Below are 20775 nucleotides of genomic sequence, written 5' to 3' on the forward strand. Positions count from 1 at the left end.
ATTAACGTACCTTCAGCGTCGCCAGGCCAATCAGCACCAGCATCAGCGAAATAATCCAGAAGCGCACGATAACGCGCGGCTCCGGCCAGCCTTTCAGTTCATAGTGGTGGTGGATCGGCGCCATGCGGAAGATGCGCTGACCGCGCAGCTTAAAGGAGCCGACCTGCAGAATAACCGACAGCGTTTCCACCACGAAAACCCCGCCCATGATCACCAGCAGGAACTCCTGACGCAGCAGCACGGCGATAATGCCCAACGCGCCGCCGAGCGCCAGTGAACCGACGTCGCCCATAAAGACTTGCGCCGGGTAGGTGTTGAACCACAGGAAGCCCAGCCCCGCCCCGACAATCGCCGTACAGACGATCACCAGCTCGCCAGCGTGGCGCAGATACGGGATATGCAGGTAGTTGGCGAAATTCATGTTGCCGGTGGCCCATGCCACCAGCGCAAAGCCTGCCGCGACGAAAACGGTCGGCATAATCGCCAGGCCGTCGAGGCCGTCGGTCAGGTTGACGGCGTTGCCGGTACCGACGATAACGAAGTAGGCCAGCAAGATATAGAACAGCCCCAGCTGCGGCATTACGTCTTTAAAGAACGGCACCACCAGCTCGGTTGCCGGGGTATCTTTCCCCGCCAGATACAGCGCGAAGGCCACGCCCAGGGCGATCACCGACATCCAGAAATACTTCCAGCGGGCGATCAGGCCTTTGGTATCTTTGCGCACGACTTTACGGTAATCATCAACGAAACCGATGATGCCGTAGCCGATTAATACCGTCAGTACGCACCAGACGTACGGGTTAGATGGATAGGCCCACAGCAGAACGGAAACGGTGATCGCGGTGAGGATCATGATCCCGCCCATGGTCGGAGTACCGCGTTTACTGAAATGAGACTCCGGGCCGTCGTTACGTACGACCTGGCCAAAGGCGAGTTTTTGCAGACGGGCGATCATGCGCGGGCCCATCCACAACGAGATGAACAGCGCGGTCAGCAGGCTGACGATGGCGCGAAACGTCAGATATGAAAAGACGTTAAAGCCGGAATAATATTTGACCAAGTGTTCGGCCAGCCATACTAACATGTCCCAGTCTCCTGTAATGCGCGTACTACCTCTTCCATGGCGGCACTACGTGAACCCTTCACTAAAATGGTCATTATTTTGTGCTCCGCCAGCAGCTCGCGCAGGCGAGCCACCACGGCGGCTTTATCGTTAAAATGTTCGCCCACGCCGCTGGCGCGGCTGATATCCGCGCTCAAGGCGCCGACGCTGAGGACGCAATCCAGACCCGCCGCTTTCGCCGCTTCGCCGACTTCGCGATGGCAGGCCGCGCTCTCCGCGCCAAGCTCTGCCATATCGCCGACCACCATCGTGCGAAAGCCGGGCATCTCTGACAGCACCTGCACCGCCGCGGTCATCGAACCAACGTTAGCGTTATAGGAATCATCCAGCAGCAGCTGGCTCTCGGTCAGCCGGATCGGGAACAGACGTCCCGGAACGGCCTGCAGCTGCGCCAGTCCGGCTTTCACCGCCGCCAAATCGGCGCCTACCGCCATCGCCAGCGAAGTGGCGGCCAGCGCATTAGCGATGTTGTGGCGTCCCGGCAGCGGCAGCAGTACGTCAACGTTGCCGGTTGGGGTCTGCAGCGTAAATTCGGTGCCGTGGCTGGTGATCTGCACGTTGGTCGCCGTGAAATCGCTGTTCGCCGCGTTCGGCGAGAAGCGCCACACTTTGCGATCGCCAATCACCGCCTGCCAGTTCAGCCAGTCGTTATTGTCGGCATTGAGGATGGCGATGCCATTTTCCGGCAGACCGGTATAGATTTCGCCCTTCGCCTTCGCCACGCCCGCCAGCGAACCGAAACCTTCCAGGTGCGCCGCAGCAAGGTTGTTGACCAGCGCCGCTTCCGGACGCGTCAGGCTGACGGTCCAGGCGATTTCGCCCTGGTGGTTGGCGCCGAGTTCGATCACCGCGTACTGATGCTCTTTGGTCAGCCGCAGTAGCGTCATCGGGACGCCGATATCGTTGTTCAGGTTGCCGGCAGTATACAGCGTGTTGCCGCACTGGCTGAGGATCGCCGCGGTCATCTCTTTAACCGAGGTTTTACCGGACGAGCCGGTCAAGGCGACGACACGAGTCGGCACCTGCTGACGCACCCAGGCGGCTAACTCACCGAAAGCCTGCCGGGTATCGTTCACAATCACCTGCGGGAGATCGCAGGCCAGCGGACGACTCACCAGCAGCGCGCCGGCGCCCGCCGCTTTCGCCTGTTCGGCAAAATCATGGGCGTCGAAACGCTCCCCTTTCAGCGCCACAAACAGGCAGCCCGCCGTCACTTTACGGGTATCGGTGGTCACCTCGTCGATAGCGACATCGCTACCCTGCCGTTCGCCATGGGCGATCGCGGCAAGTTGACTTAACGTAAAGCGAATCATGCTACCGCTCCCAGCAGACGCGCGACGGTCACGCGGTCGGAATAATCCAGACGGCGGTTGCCGACGATCTGGTAATCTTCATGGCCTTTACCCGCCACCAGCACCACGTCGTTCTCTTTCGCCTGCATCACGGCGTTGGTCACCGCTTCCGCGCGGCCTTCCATCACCTTCGCCTGACCTGCATCGAGCATGCCGGCCAGAATATCGTTGATAATCGCCCGCGGCTCTTCGGTGCGCGGGTTATCGTCAGTAACGACCACGATGTCGGCAAACTCTTCCGCGATAGCGCCCATCAACGGACGTTTACCTTTGTCGCGGTCGCCGCCGCAGCCGAAGACGCACCACAGCTTGCCGCTGCAGTGCAGGCGTGCCGCCTGCAGCGCTTTTTCCAGCGCGTCAGGCGTATGGGCATAATCTACCACCACGGCAGGTTTACCCGGCGCGCTGAACACTTCCATACGGCCGCACACCGGCTGTAAACGCGCTGCGCTCTTCAGCAGATCGGCCAGCGGATAGCCCAGCGCCAGCAGCGTGGCCAGCGCCAGCAGCAGATTGCTGACGTTAAAGGCGCCCATCAGGCGGCTTTCGATTTCGCCCTTGCCCCAGCTGGAGTCAAACTGGATGGTCGCCCCGCTGTCGTGATAGTTCACCGCAGTAGCCTTTAGCCAGCGGCCGTGGCAATTCGGGTTGATATGATCTTCCATCGATACCGCCACCGCGTCCGGCAGCTTCGCCAGCCAGCGACGACCGACTTCATCGTCAGCATTGACGATGGCCTGACCGCAATGATGGGTGGAGTACAGCAGCCATTTCGCCGCTTCGTAGTGCTCCATGTCGCCATGGTAGTCGAGATGATCGCGGCTGAGATTGGTAAACACCGAGGCGGCAAACTGCAGGGCCGCTACGCGGTGCTGTACCAGACCGTGGGAGGAGACTTCCATCGCGCCGAAGGTAGCCCCCTGCCCGACCAGACTGGAGAGCACATGTTGAACGTCCACCGCGGAACCGGTGGTGTTTTCAGTTGGAACGACTTTATCCAGCAGACCGTTACCGACGGTCCCCATCACCGCGCTGGTTTCGCCGAGCAGCTTTGCCCACTGCGCCAGCAGCTGAGTGGTGGTGGTTTTCCCGTTGGTGCCGGTGACGCCCACCAGACGCAGCTGCTGCGACGGCTGATGATAAAAACGCCCGGCCAGCGCCGATAAGCGTTCGTTAAGCTGGCTCAGGTAGATAACCGGCACGCCGTGCATTTCACGGATCTCACCGTCTTTAGCTTCGCCCTGCGCTTCAGCAATAATGGCAGCCACACCTTGCGCTATCGCCTGCGGGATATAACGACGCCCGTCCGCCTGATGACCCTGTACCGCGATAAAGAGATCGCCGGAAGCAGCCACCCGGCTGTCCAGCGTCATCTCTCGCAGAATGCGCTCCGGTGCGTTTGGCACCCATGGAGCGAGTAGGTCGCGCAAATTACGATCTGCCACCTGTTCCCTCGCCTTGATTAATTACAAATTCACTTTTTTCGCCCGTTGCCAGCGCATCCGGCTCGATGTTCATGGTGCGCAATACGCCGCCCATGATGGCACCGAAGACCGGCGCGGAAACGGCGCCACCGTAGTATTTACCTGCCTGCGGGTCGTTGATCACCACCACCAGCGCGAAGCGCGGATGGCTGGCGGGCGCAACGCCTGCGGTGTAAGCAATATATTTGTTGATATAGCGGCCATCCGGCCCCACTTTTTTCGCCGTACCGGTTTTAATCGCGATGCGATAGCCTTTGATCGCCGCTTTCACACCGCCGCCGCCGGGCAGCGCCACGCTTTCCATCATATGAACGACGGTACGAACGAGTGATTCCGGGAAGACGCGCTCGCCCGGAACCGGAGGATCAACTTTGGTAATCGACAACGGGCGATAGATGCCATAGCTGCCAATCGTTGCGTAGACTCGCGCTAACTGTAACGGGGTTACCATTAGCCCATAGCCGAAAGAAAAGGTGGCCCTCTCTATGTCAGACCACCGTTGTTTTTGAGGATATAAGCCACTGCGTTCTCCGACCAACCCCAAATTGGTCGCCTTTCCAAGCCCAAAACGTGAGTAAGTATCTACTAACGCTGAGGACGGCATCGCTAACGCCAGCTTAGAAACACCGACGTTACTCGACTTCTGTAGCACCCCGGTCAGGGTCAATTCGCTGTAGCGCGCCACGTCTTTGATTTCGTGGCCGTTAATTCGATAAGGCACGGTATTGAGCACGGTATTTTCGTTGACGATACCGCGCTGCAGCGCCGTCATGACCACCATCGGTTTCACCGTCGAACCCGGCTCAAACACGTCGGTAATCGCACGGTTACGCATGGTGTCTTTTGCCGTACCGGCGAAGTTGTTCGGGTTATAGGATGGGCTGTTGGCCATCGCCAGCACTTCACCGGTGTTAACATCCACTAACACGGCGCTGCCCGACTCGGCTTTGTTAAAGGCCACGGCGTTGTTCAGCTCGCGATAGACCAGCGCCTGCAGGCGTTCGTCGATACTCAGCGCCAGGTTGTGCGCTGCCTGGCTATCGGTAGAAGAGATGTCTTCAATTACCCGGCCATAGCGGTCTTTACGTACGATACGCTCGCCCGGCTGACCGGTAAGCCATTTATCAAAGCTTTTCTCAACCCCTTCAATCCCCTGACTATCGACGTTGGTAAAGCCGATGAGGTGAGCGGTTACTTCCCCGGAAGGGTAGTAACGACGGGATTCTTCGCGCAGATGAATGCCCGGCAGCTTCAGCTTCTTGATGTAATCGGCCATGTCAGGATTAACCTGACGCGCCAGATAGATAAACCGCATCCGCGGATTGGTATTGATGCGCGTCGCCAGCTGATCCAGCGGCATATTGAGGGCATCCGCCAGCGCCTTCCAGCGTGTATCCAGGGTAACCCCGCCGGCGTCATGGAGCTCTTTCGGGTCGGCCCAGATAGCCTTCACCGGCACGCTGACCGCCAGCGGACGTCCGGAGCGATCGGTTATCATCCCGCGCGCGGTGGACACTTCCTGTACGCGCAGAGAACGCATATCGCCCTGGCGCACCAGCATATCGGGGCTGATCACCTGTAGCCAGGCGACGCGACCCAGCAGAAAAGCCAGCGCCAGCAGAATACAGCCGCACAGCAACGCAAAACGCCAACTGATAAAGTTGGCCTGTTCTTCCTGACGTTTTGCTTTAGGCGTTTTTGGCGCTGCTTTCATCCGTCGCAATAATCCTTATTTCTGTACAACGATATTTTCTTGTGATGGATCGACGTGTTGCATCTGTAACTTCTCGGTCGCGATCCGCTCAACCCGACTGTGATCGCCGAGCGCGTTCTCTTCGAGGATCAGGTTGCGCCACTCAATATCCAGGGCGTCGCGCTCCAGAACCAGCTGTTCACGCTGCGCGGTCAACAGGCGCGTGTGATGCGCAGTGGTGACCACGGTAATCGCCGTAATAATGATGCAAATGAACAGGCAGAGTGGCAGTTTCCCAAACCGCAGAAGGTCGTCCCCGATCACGCCAGGCAAAGCATGGCGCTCGTTGCTTCCAATCGACCCTTTAACCTTGCTTAAGGCCTCTGTCACTCTGCCGATCATGCGTTCGTCCTCTCTGCGATACGCAGCACTGAACTACGGGCGCGTGGATTCTCTGCCACCTCTTCTTCGCCCGGCATCAACTTGCCTAGTGCTCGCAACTCACGGCCGCCCAGTTTTTTGAGCTGCGCTTCGGTCATCGGTATTCCTGCCGGAACCTGCGGACCGCGGCTTTGCTCACGCATAAAGCGCTTCACAATGCGGTCTTCCAGCGAATGAAAACTAATGATCGACAGCCGCCCGCCCGGGGCCAGCACGCTGAGCGAGCTTTTTAGCGCCTGCTCTATCTCCTCCAGTTCACTGTTTACCCATATGCGCACCGCCTGGAAGGTACGGGTCGCGGGATGTTTGTGCTTATCTTTTACCGGCATCGCCGCGGCGATGACTTCCGCCAGCTCTTTGGTGCGGGTCATCGGCTGAATGCGATTACGTTCGACGATCGCGCGGGCGATACGTTTGCCGAAACGCTCTTCGCCAAAGGTTTTAATCACCCAGGCGATATCGTCTTCTTCAGCCGTCTGCAGCCATTCGGCCGCGGACTGACCGCGCGTCGGATCCATGCGCATATCCAGCGGCCCGTCACGCATAAAGGAAAAGCCGCGTTCCGCATCGTCAAGCTGCGGGGAAGAGACGCCGAGATCGAGCAGAATGCCGTCGATCTTACCGGTAAGATTGCGCTCGCCGACGTACTCAGCGAGTTGTGAAAAGGGACCATGTACGATGGAAAAGCGGGGGTCATCGATGGTTTGCGCGACGGCAATCGCCTGCGGGTCGCGATCGATGGCCAGCAAGCGTCCTTCCGCACCCAGCCGGGAGAGGATCAGGCGCGAGTGACCACCGCGGCCAAAAGTACCATCAATATAGATACCGTCTGGACGAATATTGAGGCCGTTGACGGCTTCATCCAGAAGTACCGTAGTATGTTTATAATTTTCCATCATTTTTATAAGGACAAATCCTGCAGGCGCTCCGACAGTTCACCGGTCGCGGACTGCTCAGCGTCGATATCTTCCTTGACCCGTTGATACCAGGTCGTTTCATCCCACAGTTCAAATTTATTAAACTGCCCGACCAGCATCACTTCTTTTGTCAGCCCGGCATGCTGCCGTAACACCGGCGCAATCAGCAAGCGGCCGGCATTATCCATCTGACATTCGCTGGCATGACCCAAAAGCAAACGCTGTACGCGCCGCTCAACGGGATTCATGCTCGATAAACGCGACAATTTCTGCTCGATGACTTCCCATTCAGGCAATGGATAAAGCAGCAGGCACGGGTGATGGATGTCAATGGTGCATACCAATTGACCGGCAGCGTCCTCGATCAGCCCTTCGCGATAGCGCGTTGGCACGGCCAGGCGGCCTTTGCTGTCGAGATTGACTAACGTTGCTCCACGGAACATGCCAGCCTCACCCCTTTTCGCCACTTTACCCCACAAATTCCCACCAGAAGGAGTTTACGGAGCGGAGGAAAAGCTTGTCAAGCCAGCACGGATGCCAACGGAGCTCAAAAACCCATTATTTACAGCCGACATTAGCCCTGATGAAAAAATCATCAACAGGCGAGGCAAATTAACGTTATGAATACGTGTAAGAAAATAACCAACAAACTCGTAACAGTTATAAACAACAGAATATCTTCGGCGGGAAAATATAAAGTGTCAGTTTGCGACGCGAGCGGCATTTTAGGCCATTATGCCGGCCGTTAACAGTACCTGTTGCTGGCAGAGGGACTGGCCAGGCGCGGGATATGACGGGGATGAAAGCGTGGCGCGTACAAAATGAGTGTTAATTCAGCAATTAACCTGATGAATGTAACAAAATAATACAATTAAAGTCCGCGCAGTCATTTTTTGTACCCCATTTGGAGTCACAAAACGATGGTCAGTGAATAAAATAAAATAACGCGTAAAGAAGTTTAGGGATTTGTCTGAAATATATTCAGTTTTGCATTTTGCACGTCAATTGCCTGATTTATCGCCAGCGGCCTGCTTACGGTCAGGCCTGCCAGGTTTATACCTGGGCGCTGGCGATATGGCGCCCTTAGCGGCGATTCAGGCTACCGCGACGATAGAGATTACGGCGAATACGGCTAAGACCCGGCTTCGGCTTGCGAGGTTCGTCGAGGCTGGCGAGGACGATCTCCAGCACCCGCTCAGCGACATCGCGATGACGCTGGGCCACGGCCAGTACCGGACACTGCAGAAAATCGAGCAGCTCATTATCACCGAAGGTGGCGATCGCCAGCTCGGAGGGCAGTTTACCCTCGCGACGCAAGGTCACATCCATTACGCCCTGCAGCAGCGGGAAAGAGGTGGTAAACAGCGCCTGTGGCATCGGATGGGTTTCAAGCCATTTCTCAAACAGCTGGGCCGCCGCTTCGCGCTCATAGCTGTTGGCATAGAGATAATGCACCTCACGCGGATCGCCCTGCCAGGCTTTACGGAAGCCCTGTTCGCGCAGGAAGCTCACCGACAGCTCCGGCAGCGCGCCGAGATAGAGCACCGTTTCGCCAGGAAACGTCCGCAGCTCAGCTGCGAGCATCTCGGCGTCATCCTGGTCAGCGCCAACCACGCTGGTGAAGTGCTCGCGATCGAGGGCGCGGTCGAGGGCGACAATCGGAAACGGGTCGTTAGCCCAGCGCTGATAAAAAGGATGCTCCGGCGGCAGCGAAGTAGAGACAATGATAGCGTCCACCTGGCGCTGCAGCAGATGCTCGATACAGCGCATCTCGTTATCGGGCTGATCCTCCGAGCAGGCAATCAGCAGCTGATAGCCGCGCTGACGCGCCTGACGTTCGAGATAATTTGCAATCCGGGTATAGCTGGTGTTTTCCAGATCCGGGATCACCAGACCGATAGAGCGTGTGCGTCCTGCACGCAGGCCAGCAGCGACCGCATTTGGGTGATAGTTGTGCTCTCGCACCACAGCCATCACTTTTTCGACCGTTTTATCGCTTACGCGGTACTGCTTCGCTTTGCCATTAATCACATAGCTCGCGGTGGTTCTTGAAACACCGGCCAGCCGGGCGATTTCATCCAGTTTCACAATTGCCCCTTGGGTAAGAAGTGCCAAACATAACCATTATTCAGGTATGGAATCCTTTTTATAACATCTAAGCGCAGAATAGTTAGCGCAGCAACCGCTTTCGCTTACAGTTCCTACTGATTTCGCAAAAAAAAAAGCCCGACAGTCTCTGCCGGGCTATTTTTACAGCAGTTCCCGATCCTTAGCGCATGATTTTATCACCGCGAGACAGGCCGACCACGCCGGAGCGAGCCACTTCCACAATCCGAGCGACATCGCGCAGCGAGGCCAGAAATGCATCCAGCTTATCGCTGGTGCCGGCGAGCTGGACGGTATAGATAGAAGGCGTCACGTCGATAATCTGTCCGCGGAAGATTTCGGTGTTGCGCTTCACTTCTTCACGGCCATAGCCGCTGGCCTGAACCTTCACCAGCATAATTTCGCGTTCAACATGAGCCCCCTGCCCCAGCTCGCTGACCCGCAGGACATCCACCAGCTTGTGCAGTTGCTTTTCAATCTGCTCAATCGCTTTTTCATCGCCCACGGTCTGAATGGTCATTCTGGAGAGAGTGGGATCGTCCGTCGGCGCGACAGTCAGGCTTTCTATATTATAGCCACGCTGGGAAAAGAGGCCGATAACGCGGGACAATGCGCCCGATTCGTTTTCCAGTAATACCGATAATATCCGGCGCATAATCAGGTCCTCTCCGTTTTGCTCAACCACATTTCATCCATGCCGCCGCCGCGGATCTGCATGGGGTACACATGCTCACTGCCGTCGACGGTCACATCGACAAACACCAGCCGACGCTGGCGCACCTGCTCCAGAGCTTCAGCAAGCTTCGTCTCCAGCTCCTGCGGCTCGCTGATGCGGATCCCGACGTGGCCATAGGCTTCCGCCAGACGGACAAAGTCCGGTAGCGATTCCATATAGGACTGCGAGTGACGCCCGGAATAGAGCATATCCTGCCACTGCTTCACCATCCCGAGATAGCGGTTGTTGAGGTTAAGCACCAGGACCGGCAGCTCATACTGCAGCGCAGTGGAGAGTTCCTGAATGTTCATCTGGATACTGCCGTCACCGGTCACGCAGACCACCATTTCGTCCGGCAGAGCCATTTTGACCCCCAGCGCAGCCGGTAGGCCAAAGCCCATGGTGCCGAGACCACCGGAGTTAATCCAGCGCCGCGGTTTATCGAAGGGGTAATACAGGGCGGCGAACATCTGATGCTGACCCACATCGGAAGTGACGTAGGCATCGCCCTGGGTCAGCCGCCAGATAGTTTCAATTACCGCCTGCGGTTTGATTTTATCGCTCTGGTCGTCGTAGCGCAGACAATGACGGGCACGCCACTGCTCGATCTGTTGCCACCAGTCGCGAATGTCGTCCAGCGGCTGCTGCGCTTCCTCCTGCTCCAGCAGCTCCAGCATCTGCTCCAGCACCAGCCGGGCATCGCCGACGATCGGCACATCTGCCGGCACGGTTTTCGAGATTGAAGTCGGATCGATATCAATATGCAGTACCGTCGCGTTCGGACAATACTTGGCCAGGTTATTGGTGGTCCGGTCGTCAAAGCGAACGCCGACGGCAAAAATCACGTCCGAGTGGTGCATGGTCATGTTGGCTTCATAGGTGCCGTGCATCCCCAGCATCCCCAGCGCCTGCGAGTGTGTCGCCGGGAAAGCGCCAAGTCCCATCAAGGATGAGGCCACCGGCAGCTTCAGTTTTTCCACCAGCTCGCGCAGCTGAGGTTCGCAATGCGCATTGATCGCCCCGCCGCCGACGTAGACGACCGGCTTACTTGCGGCCACCAGGGTCTGCAGGGCGCGTTTAATCTGCCCTTTATGGCCACTGGTGGTTGGGTTATACGAGCGCATGCTCACCGCGTCCGGCCAGACGTAAGGCAGCTTCTTCGCCGGATTGAGAATATCCTTCGGCAGATCGACCACTACCGGACCGGGGCGACCGCTGGCCGCCAGCCAGAAGGCTTTCTTCAGCACGCCGGGAATATCTTCGGTCTGCTTCACCAGGAAACTGTGCTTCACCACCGGACGGGAAATCCCCACCATGTCGCACTCCTGGAAGGCGTCGTAGCCAATAAGCGAGGTGGCTACCTGCCCCGAGAGGATCACCAACGGAATAGAGTCCATATAGGCTGTCGCAATGCCAGTGATGGCGTTCGTCGCCCCAGGCCCAGAGGTCACCAGCACCACGCCGACCTCCCCGGTCGCCCGCGCCAGGCCATCCGCCATATGCACCGCCGCCTGCTCGTGACGAACCAGCACATGATCGATACCGCCAAGGGTATGTAACGCATCATAGATATCGAGGACTGCGCCTCCGGGATAGCCGAATACTTGCTTGACGCCCTGATCGACAAGCGATTGGACGACCATCTCGGCTCCTGACAACATCTCCATGGTTTGCCTCCAGGCTTATTGTTTTACGACAGCGGAACTCAATTTCCGCGCGCTCGCACGATGCGAAGGAGTGGTCCTCCGCATTGAGGTGAATGTACTGCATGCCACTACCATAACTGCTCGCCAGCAGGCAGGCAATTCGCCGCAGCTGAGGCCTTATTTCTTGAATAAGAAGAAAAGAAAGCGGTGAGGGGAAAATATGGTGAATTGCTTCAGAGATAAGAAAAGAGAATGGTAAATACTCGGCGAAAAAGGGTGATAACAGGAATAGATCCATTTTTCACGAACACAACGAACCCCTCGCGCAAGGTAAACAGAATAAAATTCTGCTTTATTTGATTTATGTCATATAAAAAAAGGAGCCGAAGCTCCTTTGCTATCTATCGTCGTCGGGTCAGCGCTTGCAAATGTCCACCAGCAGCTCTTCCATCCACTGGTGGCCTTTATCACGACCAGCGGCTTCGTGCCAGGAGAGATAGCAGGTCCGACTGTTGACCTTCAACGGCAAAGGTAATATTTGCAGGGCAAGCTTGTCAGCAAATTCATCTGCCAGCCAGCGCGGGGCAATGGCCACCATCTGGGTTTGCGATACTACGTTTAATACGCTGACCATCGCATTACCCTGATAGGCGATACGCGCTTGTTTATCGGCCGTGTCATACCACGGCAAACTAAATGAGGCATACCGGTCAAGAGCAACGGCGGCATGCTCCTCGCGATAAATATCCGCCTCCATCATCGGCCCGGAAATACGCGGATGGTTGCGACTGGCGACCAGGACCATTTCGTCTTTAAATAACGGAACGCAGGCAAACTCAGGGCGACGGAACTCTTCATAACCGATTACGAATTCTGTTTCCTGATAACGTAGCTGATGTTCCGTATTTTGATTCAGCGCAGACTTAAAGACTAAATGAATATTGGGTGCTATCTCTGCAACTTTATTAAAAATAACCGACGTCAGGATGTTATCCAGCGGGCTGCAGACGCACAGATGGAACACGCGCTCACTGCTCAGCGGTTCAAAACCGGAGCCTGGCAATTCGTTTTGGACCAGCTGCAGCGCCTGGCGTACCGAGCCAAACAGCTGATAGGCGCGCGCCGTCGGCTGAATACCGCGGCCATAGCGCACAAAAAGCTCATCATTAAACATCACTTTCAGTCGTGAAACCGCATTGCTCACCGCGGGTTGTGACATGCCGAGCGTATGGGCGGCACGAGTAATATTCTGCTCTTGCATAACCGCATCAAAAACGGTAAGCAGATTGAGATCAACCATCCGTAGTTGAGGTTTAACGACTTCCTGTCCGGGGGCTGATTTATATTCTGGAGTTTCAATTAACATATCTAATTCCGCCGTCACGATGAATTCCCTTCACTAAACCGCTATAATTAGCGCCGAAAATATCATTTACCATGCAAATGACATTTACAAAATAGCAAAAGAAATTTTTAGGAATATATCAAGGCTATGAGTGGCAGTGAAGAAACGGTCTTGATCAAAAAATTGAGCCGCTCAAACCATACTGATTACTTAATGATGATAAGTGTAACCATAATCCATAAAAATAAAAACAGCACCACGAGTTAACTGTAACTTAAGCAATAATAAAGTATTTTATTTTTCCCTCCATAAAATTAACAAACCTTTATCATTGAAAAATAATCCGCTAGCGTTCGAATACATTCACAGGGAAAATAAATTTAATATTTTCATCCAGATACCGTTTTTTGTCCCTTCATTGGCGACACCTGTTCGACGATGCCTTGAATGCAAAGCACTTTTTCAAATGAAACAAATGGGGATAAACCGCCTTCGGTCCAAAATAGGATCTTCGGCAAAATGGGGCTTACATCAGCACATTTTGCTAATTCATTTAGTCAGCCCAAAACGCTTTTTCCATGCCAGGGGTTGACTTTAAAACGGCTATCCAGTAACTCTAAAAGCATAACGATTTCATCTGGAGTTTGACGCAATGATTCGCACCGCTCGTATCACCAGCCTACTACTACTAAACGCATGCCATTTGCGCGGTAGGCTGTTGGGCGACGTTCAGCGTTAAGTCATCTTCCAGCAAGACTATAAAACCCGCGCCTTGGCGCGGGTTTTTTTATGCTCGTCAACAAGGCGCCAGGACACAGACTAAGGATCCAAACCATGAGCCAGCAAGTCATTATTTTCGATACGACCTTACGTGATGGCGAACAAGCGTTACAGGCAAGCCTGAGTGTCAAAGAGAAGCTGCAGATCGCACTGGCCCTTGAGCGAATGGGGGTCGACGTAATGGAAGTCGGTTTCCCGGTATCCTCGCCGGGCGATTTTGAATCGGTGCAAACCATCGCACGCACCATTAAAAACAGCCGCGTGTGCGCCCTGGCGCGCTGCGTTGAGAAAGATATCGACGTGGCGGCGGAATCGTTAAAAGTGGCCGAGGCTTTCCGTATTCATACCTTTATTGCCACCTCGCCGATGCATATCGCCACCAAACTGCGCAGTACGCTGGATGAGGTTATTGAGCGCGCGATCTATATGGTGAAGCGGGCACGCAACTACACTGACGACGTTGAGTTCTCCTGTGAAGATGCCGGCCGTACGCCGATTGCCGATCTGGCTCGCGTCGTGGAAGCGGCGATCAACGCCGGCGCCACCACCATTAATATCCCGGATACCGTCGGCTATACCATGCCGTTCGAATATGCCAACATCATCAGCGGCCTGTATGATCGCGTGCCGAATATCGACAAAGCAATTATTTCCGTCCACACCCATGATGATCTGGGCATCGCTGTCGGTAACGCCCTCGCCGCGGTCCACGCCGGTGCGCGCCAGGTAGAAGGTGCGATGAACGGTATCGGCGAACGCGCCGGCAACTGCGCGCTGGAAGAAGTGATCATGGCGATCAAAGTGCGCAAAGACATCATGAACGTGCACACCAACATTAATCATCATGAAATCTGGCGCACCAGCCAGACCGTCAGCCAGATCTGCAATATGCCGATCCCGGCGAACAAGGCCATCGTCGGCACCGGCGCCTTCGCCCACTCCTCCGGCATTCACCAGGACGGCGTGCTGAAGAACCGCGAAAACTACGAGATCATGACCCCGGAATCTATCGGCCTGAACCAGGTGCAACTGAACCTGACTTCCCGCTCCGGCCGCGCGGCGGTGAAACACCGGATGGAAGAGATGGGCTACCAGGAGAGCGATTACAACCTGGATCATCTGTACGACGCATTCCTGAAGCTGGCGGACAAAAAAGGCCAGGTTTTCGATTACGATCTGGAAGCGCTGGCCTTTATCAACAAGCAGCAGGAAGAGCCAGAGCATTTCCGCCTGGATTACTTCAACGTCCAATCCGGATCCAGCGATATCGCCACCGCCTCGATCAAACTGGTCTGCGGGGATGAGATCAAAACCGAAGCCGCCAACGGCAACGGTCCGGTCGATGCTATCTACCAGGCGATTAACCGCGTCACCGACTACAACATTGAATTAGTGAAGTATGGCTTAAGCGCGAAAGGCCACGGCAAAGACGCCCTGGGCCAGGTGGATATCGTCGTTGACTACAATGGCCGCCGCTTCCATGGCGTTGGTCTGGCAACGGATATCGTAGAGTCGTCAGCCAAAGCGATGGTTCACGTGCTGAACAACATCTGGCGCGCCGCCGAAGTCGAAAAAGAATTGCAACGCAAAGCTCAGAATAAAGAGAACAATAAGGAAACCGTGTAATGTCGAAGAATTACCATATTGCCGTTTTGCCGGGTGATGGCATTGGCCCGGAAGTGATGAACCAGGCGATGAAAGTACTGGAAGCCGTGCGCCAACGTTTTGCCATGCACATTACCACCAGCCAGTATGACGTTGGCGGGGCGGCCATCGACCGTCAGGGAACTCCCCTGCCGCAGGCGACCGTCGCCGGATGCGAGCAGGCGGATGCGATCCTGTTCGGCTCCGTTGGCGGTCCGAAATGGGAGCACCTGCCGCCGGCGGAACAACCAGAGCGTGGCGCGCTGCTGCCGCTGCGTAAACACTTTAAACTGTTCAGCAACCTGCGCCCGGCCAAACTGTATCAGGGGCTGGAAGAGTTCTGCCCGCTGCGCGCCGACATCGCTGCTAACGGCTTCGACATTCTCTGCGTACGCGAACTGACCGGCGGCATCTACTTCGGCCAGCCGAAAGGCCGCGAAGGCAGCGGTCAGCATGAGAAAGCCTTTGATACCGAGGTGTATCACCGCTTTGAGATCGAGCGTATCGCGCGCATCGCTTTTGAATCCGCCCGCAAGCGTCGTCACAAAGTGACTTCCATCGATAAGGCCAACGTTCTGCAGTCCTCCATCCTGTGGCGCGAAATCGTCAGCGAGATCGGCAAGGAGTATCCGGACGTTGAGCTGGCGCATATGTATATCGATAACGCCACCATGCAGCTGATTAAAGATCCGTCCCAGTTCGACGTGCTGCTGTGCTCCAACCTGTTTGGCGACATCCTCTCCGACGAGTGCGCGATGATCACCGGCTCGATGGGTATGCTGCCGTCCGCCAGCCTCAATGAACAAGGTTTTGGCCTGTACGAGCCGGCGGGCGGTTCCGCACCGGATATCGCCGGCAAAAATATCGCCAACCCGATCGCGCAGATCCTCTCCCTGGCTCTGCTGCTGCGCTACAGCCTCGATGCTGACGAAGCGGCGACCGCCATTGAAAACGCGATCAACCGCGCCTTAGAAGAAGGGGTTCGAACCGGCGACTTAGCGCGCGGCACGGCGGCGGTCAGCACTGATGAAATGGGCGATATTATTGCCCGCTATGTCGCAGAAGGGGTGTAATCATGGCGAAGACGTTATACGAAAAATTATTTGATGCGCACGTAGTGTATGAGGCGCAGAACGAAACCCCGCTGCTGTATATCGACCGCCATCTGGTGCACGAAGTCACCTCTCCGCAGGCGTTTGACGGTCTGCGCGCCCATGGCCGCCAGGTGCGCCAGCCGGGTAAAACCTTCGCTACCATGGATCATAACGTCTCGACGCAGACCAAAGACATTAACGCGTCCGGTGAGATGGCCCGCATTCAGATGCAGGAGCTGATTAAGAACTGTAAAGAGTTCGGCGTTGAACTGTACGACCTGAACCACCCGTATCAGGGCATCGTCCACGTCATGGGCCCGGAACAAGGGGTTACCCTGCCGGGGATGACGATCGTGTGCGGTGACTCCCATACCGCCACCCACGGCGCGTTCGGTGCGCTGGCGTTCGGTATCGGCACCTCCGAAGTGGAGCATGTGCTGGCGACCCAGACCCTGAAACAGGGCCGCGCGAAGACCATGAAAATCGAAGTCCAGGGCAAAGCGGCGCCGGGCATTACCGCCAAAGATATCGTGCTGGCCATCATTGGTAAAACCGGTAGCGCCGGCGGCACCGGCCATGTGGTTGAGTTCTGCGGCGAAGCGATCCGCGATCTGAGCATGGAAGGGCGTATGACCCTGTGCAACATGGCGATCGAGATGGGCGCCAAAGCGGGCCTGGTCGCGCCGGACGAAACCACCTTCAATTACGTACGCGGCCGTCTGCATGCGCCGAAAGGCAAAGATTTTGACGATGCCGTAGCGTACTGGAAAACCCTGAAAACCGACGACGGCGCGACGTTTGATACCGTGGTAACGCTGCAGGCGGCGGAAATTGCCCCGCAGGTGACCTGGGGCACCAACCCGGGCCAGGTGATCTCGGTGACGGATAACATTCCCGATCCAGCGTCGTTCAGCGATCCGGTGGAACGCGCCAGCGCCGAAAAAGCGCTGGCCTATATGGGACTGAAATCCGGGATCCCGCTGACGGAAGTCGCTATCGATAAAGTGTTTATCGGCTCCTGCACCAACTCGCGCATCGAAGATTTACGCGCCGCGGCGGAAATCGCTAAAGGGCGTAAAGTGGCGCCGGGCGTCCAGGCGCTGGTGGTGCCGGGTTCTGGTCCGGTGAAAGCGCAGGCGGAAGCGGAAGGTCTGGATAAGATCTTTATCGAAGCCGGCTTTGAGTGGCGCTTACCTGGTTGCTCTATGTGTCTGGCAATGAATAATGATCGCCTGAATCCGGGCGAACGCTGTGCCTCAACCAGCAACCGTAACTTTGAAGGCCGTCAGGGCCGCGGCGGACGCACGCACCTGGTGAGCCCGGCAATGGCCGCGGCGGCAGCCGTTACCGGCCATTTCGCCGATATCCGTAATCTGAAGTAAGGAGACCATCATGGCAGAGAAATTTACCCAACATACCGGCCTGGTGGTTCCGCTGGATGCTGCAAACGTCGATACCGACGCGATCATCCCTAAGCAATTTTTGCAGAAGGTCACCCGCACCGGCTTTGGCGCGCACCTGTTTAACGACTGGCGCTTTCTCGACGATAAAGGTCAACAGCCGAACCCGGAGTTCGTGCTGAATTTTCCTGAGTACCAGGGGGCATCGATACTGCTGGCGCGGGAAAACTTCGGCTGCGGCTCCTCGCGCGAGCACGCGCCGTGGGCGCTGACCGATTACGGCTTTAAGGTCGTTATCGCCCCGAGCTTTGCCGATATTTTTTACGGCAACAGCTTCAATAACCAGCTGCTGCCGGTGACCCTGAGCGACGAGCAGGTCGACGAGCTGTTCAAGCTGGTGCAGGCCAACCCGGGCATTACGTTTGAAGTGGATCTGGAAGCGCAGGTAGTTAAAGCCGGGGATAAAACCTACAGCTTTAAGATCGACGATTTCCGCCGCCACTGCATGCTCAACGGCCTGGATAGCATCGGCCTGACGCTGCAGCATGAAGCGGCGATCTCCGACTATGAACGCAAGCTGCCGGCGTTTATGAATTAACCTTTGGGCCCGGTCATTTGATCGGGCTTTTTAGTTTATTGCGGAGAAAATTGCGATCTCACGCACAAAAACCAATTTTAATTTGCTGATTGTCAGACCTTACCGCCACCCTGCCCTACCGCCTAAAGAAGAATTATTCCGCTTTCCTCCCCTTCTCCAGCACTGTTTATGTATTTTCCCTGCACTGCAAGTAAAAATAAGGCACGAGTATTTAATATAAAAATATAAGAATGTGAAGAAAGCGTTAATCTCATAGAGAACCCCTATGGCTATGCACAAAAAAAAGCATTATTTTTCGATTTTTCCCCTCGTTATCTTTTGCCACAGAGAAATATTAACTAAGGACACGCCTGGGCCCCGCATATCGGCCTCCCGGCCTCCTGTGGAGAGAAGAGATGAGCCACTATCCGCACCTTTTCAGTCCGTTGACCATCAACGGTATGACGTTAAAAAACCGCATTATTATGCCCCCTATGGGCACCAATATGGCCACGCTCAATGGCGAGGTGTCGCAGGAACAGCTGGAATACTACGAACTGCGGGCCAAAGGCGGCACCGGGCTTATCACCATCGAAAATATTTGTATTGATTTCCCCTTCGCCTCCAACGGCACCACCCAACTGCGCATCGATAACGATCAATATATTCCACGGCTGTTTAAATTAACCGAGACCCTGCATAAACATGGCGCCTGCGTATCCATTCAGTTAAATCATGCCGGCGCTTCCGCTTATGCCTACCGACTGGAAGGCCAGACGCCGCTCTCCTCTTCTACAACGCCGTCGAAGAAGCACGGTAATATTCCGCGTCCGATGACCCATGAGGAAATTTATCATGCGGTAGAGAAATTTGGTGACGCCGCGGAGCGCGTTCGGCGCGCAGGTTTTGACTGCGTCGAAATTCATGCCGGTCACTCCTATTTAATTAGCCAGTTTTTATCGCCGCTGTTTAATAAGCGCACTGATGAATTTGGCGGCAGCGTCGAAAATCGCACTCGGATACTGAGTCTGATTGTCGATAAGGTTCGCGCCTGCGTGGGGCCGCGTTTTCCAGTCAGCCTGCGCATCAGCGCCGACGACTTCCTCAAGGGCGGCAATACCCTCGAAGATTCCCTGCGTATTCTTGAGCTCTGCCAGGAGAAGGTCGATATCATCAACGTCTCTGCGGCGCAGAACGACAACCTGAATCTGCAAATCGATCAGATGTCGCTGGAGGATGGCTGGAAGCGCTATCTCTCCCGCGCGGTGCGCGATAAATTCCATAAACCCACGGTCATCGCCGGCAATATTCGCACTCCGCAGGTAGCCGAAGATATCCTCGCCAGCGGCGATGCCGATCTTATCGCCATTGGCCGCGGTCTGATTGCCGAGCCGGAGTGGGTGCAGAAAGTGCAAGGCGGAAAAGAGCGACTGATGCGCAAATGTATCTCCTGCAACATCGGCTGCGCCGACCATCGCATCGCCCGCTCGCGCCCGCTGCGCTGTTCGATTAACCCGGATATTATTCACGGTGACGCCTATAAAATGCGGCGCGTGAATCGCGACACTAACGTGGTGGTCATCGGCGCCGGCACCGCCGGGATGGAAGCCGCCTGCACCGCGGCGGAAGTGGGTTGCCATACCTGGCTGCTGGAAGCGAAAAACCACGTCGGCGGCCTCGCCAGCGAAATCTCCCGCCTGCCGGAGAAAAAACGCATCGCTGATTTCCCGCAGTTTATGAAAAATCGTATCGCCTCGCTGGACAACCTGATGCTGCAGATCGGCAAGCGGGCCGACGTGGCTTCAGTTTCCGCCCTGCGTCCGCATCTGATTGTCAACGCCACCGGCTCAACGCCGCTGCTGCCGCCCATTGAAGGCTTGCGGGAAAACATTGACGTCGAGAACGGCAAGATCTTTTCCATTACCGGCATGATCGACAATCTGGCGAAATTTACCGATATCAAGGGCAAACGCATCGCCGTAGTCGGCGCCGGCGCCGTTGGCCTTGACGTTATCGAATACTTTACCGCTCGCGGCGCACAGGCGGTGCTAATCGAGATGCAGGACGCCGCCGGGCGCGATCTCGACATCATTACCAAAAATGCCATGTTGACCATGCTCGACGAGCACCAGGTCGAACAGCACATGAATACCCAACTGATGGCGGTCGCTGCCGACCATTTCCAGGTGAAAAATACACAGCAAACCTTCGATATTCCCTTCGACTACGGCTTTGTCTGTCTGGGGATGCGCGCCAACCGCACGGGTCTCGACGAGATCGAGCGCTGGGCCAATGCCAATAACGTCAAAATCATGAACATCGGCGACAGCGTGATGGCGCGACGCATTATCGATGGCGTCCGCGAAGGCCGCAACGTACTGGATGCACTGGAAGACATGGGTGCGCTGGGCAGCAGCGAAGCACAACGAATTCCCTTTCTAACTTATTGAGGATTTTT

The 20775-nt window shown here is 55.9% G+C and carries 17 protein-coding genes; 6 read left to right on the forward strand and 11 right to left on the reverse strand.

Annotated elements, in window-relative coordinates; genetic code table 11:
• Nucleotide 1 precedes the first annotated feature (1 nt).
• From mraY to leuO, 11 genes are all read right to left on the reverse strand, one after another.
• A complete protein-coding gene (gene mraY, locus KB890_RS10200; RefSeq protein ID WP_002888562.1) occupies nt 2-1084 on the reverse strand; it encodes a phospho-N-acetylmuramoyl-pentapeptide-transferase in 1083 nt (360 codons plus the stop codon).
• Complete coding sequence (gene murF / locus KB890_RS10205) at nt 1078-2436, reverse strand: UDP-N-acetylmuramoyl-tripeptide--D-alanyl-D-alanine ligase (protein ID WP_004177411.1); 1359 nt, start codon at nt 2434-2436, stop codon at nt 1078-1080. Before murF ends, mraY begins: the two co-directional genes overlap by 7 nt.
• Nucleotides 2433-3920 (reverse strand): UDP-N-acetylmuramoyl-L-alanyl-D-glutamate--2,6-diaminopimelate ligase, encoded by a 1488-nt coding sequence (gene murE / locus KB890_RS10210; protein WP_004147071.1) that lies wholly within the window; start codon nt 3918-3920, stop codon nt 2433-2435. Before murE ends, murF begins: the two co-directional genes overlap by 4 nt.
• Nucleotides 3907-5673, reverse strand: a complete 1767-nt coding sequence (locus KB890_RS10215) for a peptidoglycan glycosyltransferase FtsI (RefSeq protein ID WP_002888559.1) — start codon at nt 5671-5673, stop codon at nt 3907-3909. The genes murE and KB890_RS10215 overlap by 14 nt, the downstream gene beginning before the upstream one ends.
• Before the next feature lie 15 nt (nt 5674-5688).
• On the reverse strand, nt 5689-6054 hold the full coding sequence (ftsL, locus tag KB890_RS10220) for a cell division protein FtsL (RefSeq protein WP_002888550.1): 366 nt from the start codon (nt 6052-6054) through the stop codon (nt 5689-5691).
• A complete protein-coding gene (gene rsmH, locus KB890_RS10225) occupies nt 6051-6992 on the reverse strand; it encodes a 16S rRNA (cytosine(1402)-N(4))-methyltransferase RsmH (protein ID WP_002888547.1) in 942 nt (313 codons plus the stop codon). The genes ftsL and rsmH overlap by 4 nt, the downstream gene beginning before the upstream one ends.
• 2 nt (nt 6993-6994) lie before the next feature.
• Nucleotides 6995-7453 carry a division/cell wall cluster transcriptional repressor MraZ gene (gene mraZ / locus KB890_RS10230; protein WP_002888541.1) on the reverse strand — a complete coding sequence of 153 codons (459 nt, stop codon included), beginning with the start codon at nt 7451-7453 and terminating at the stop codon, nt 6995-6997.
• A gap of 640 nt (nt 7454-8093) precedes the next feature.
• On the reverse strand, nt 8094-9098 hold the full coding sequence (gene cra, locus KB890_RS10235; protein WP_020325301.1) for a catabolite repressor/activator: 1005 nt from the start codon (nt 9096-9098) through the stop codon (nt 8094-8096).
• A 181-nt stretch (nt 9099-9279) separates the two neighbouring features.
• Nucleotides 9280-9771 carry an acetolactate synthase small subunit gene (gene ilvN / locus KB890_RS10240; RefSeq protein ID WP_002888536.1) on the reverse strand — a complete coding sequence of 164 codons (492 nt, stop codon included), beginning with the start codon at nt 9769-9771 and terminating at the stop codon, nt 9280-9282.
• Nucleotides 9772-9773: 2 nt separating this feature from the next.
• On the reverse strand, nt 9774-11498 hold the full coding sequence (gene ilvI / locus KB890_RS10245) for an acetolactate synthase 3 large subunit (protein ID WP_002888534.1): 1725 nt from the start codon (nt 11496-11498) through the stop codon (nt 9774-9776).
• Nucleotides 11499-11892: 394 nt separating this feature from the next.
• On the reverse strand, nt 11893-12861 hold the full coding sequence (gene leuO, locus KB890_RS10250) for a transcriptional regulator LeuO (RefSeq protein WP_004192013.1): 969 nt from the start codon (nt 12859-12861) through the stop codon (nt 11893-11895).
• Between the two features lie 613 nt (nt 12862-13474).
• Here leuO and leuL point away from each other — a divergent pair.
• From leuL to KB890_RS10280, 6 genes are all read left to right on the forward strand, one after another.
• Nucleotides 13475-13561: a leu operon leader peptide gene (leuL, locus tag KB890_RS10255; RefSeq protein WP_004222662.1), complete on the forward strand. Its 87-nt coding sequence runs from the start codon at nt 13475-13477 to the stop codon at nt 13559-13561.
• A 95-nt stretch (nt 13562-13656) separates the two neighbouring features.
• Entirely contained in the window at nt 13657-15228 is a 1572-nt protein-coding gene (gene leuA / locus KB890_RS10260) for a 2-isopropylmalate synthase (RefSeq protein WP_004178594.1), read from the forward strand.
• The gene (leuB, locus tag KB890_RS10265; protein WP_002888487.1) at nt 15228-16319 is read left to right on the forward strand and encodes a 3-isopropylmalate dehydrogenase; all 1092 of its coding nucleotides are present in this window, start codon (nt 15228-15230) and stop codon (nt 16317-16319) included. Before leuA ends, leuB begins: the two co-directional genes overlap by 1 nt.
• A 2-nt stretch (nt 16320-16321) precedes the next feature.
• Nucleotides 16322-17722 (forward strand): 3-isopropylmalate dehydratase large subunit, encoded by a 1401-nt coding sequence (gene leuC / locus KB890_RS10270; RefSeq protein ID WP_004177417.1) that lies wholly within the window; start codon nt 16322-16324, stop codon nt 17720-17722.
• Between the two features lie 10 nt (nt 17723-17732).
• A complete protein-coding gene (leuD, locus tag KB890_RS10275; protein ID WP_002888481.1) occupies nt 17733-18338 on the forward strand; it encodes a 3-isopropylmalate dehydratase small subunit in 606 nt (201 codons plus the stop codon).
• 395 nt (nt 18339-18733) lie between these two features.
• The gene (locus tag KB890_RS10280; RefSeq protein WP_004178592.1) at nt 18734-20767 is read left to right on the forward strand and encodes an oxidoreductase; all 2034 of its coding nucleotides are present in this window, start codon (nt 18734-18736) and stop codon (nt 20765-20767) included.
• Nucleotides 20768-20775: the final 8 nt, after the last annotated feature.

This window comes from Klebsiella sp. P1954 (assembly GCF_018199955.1).
Lineage (GTDB): Bacteria > Pseudomonadota > Gammaproteobacteria > Enterobacterales > Enterobacteriaceae > Klebsiella > Klebsiella pneumoniae.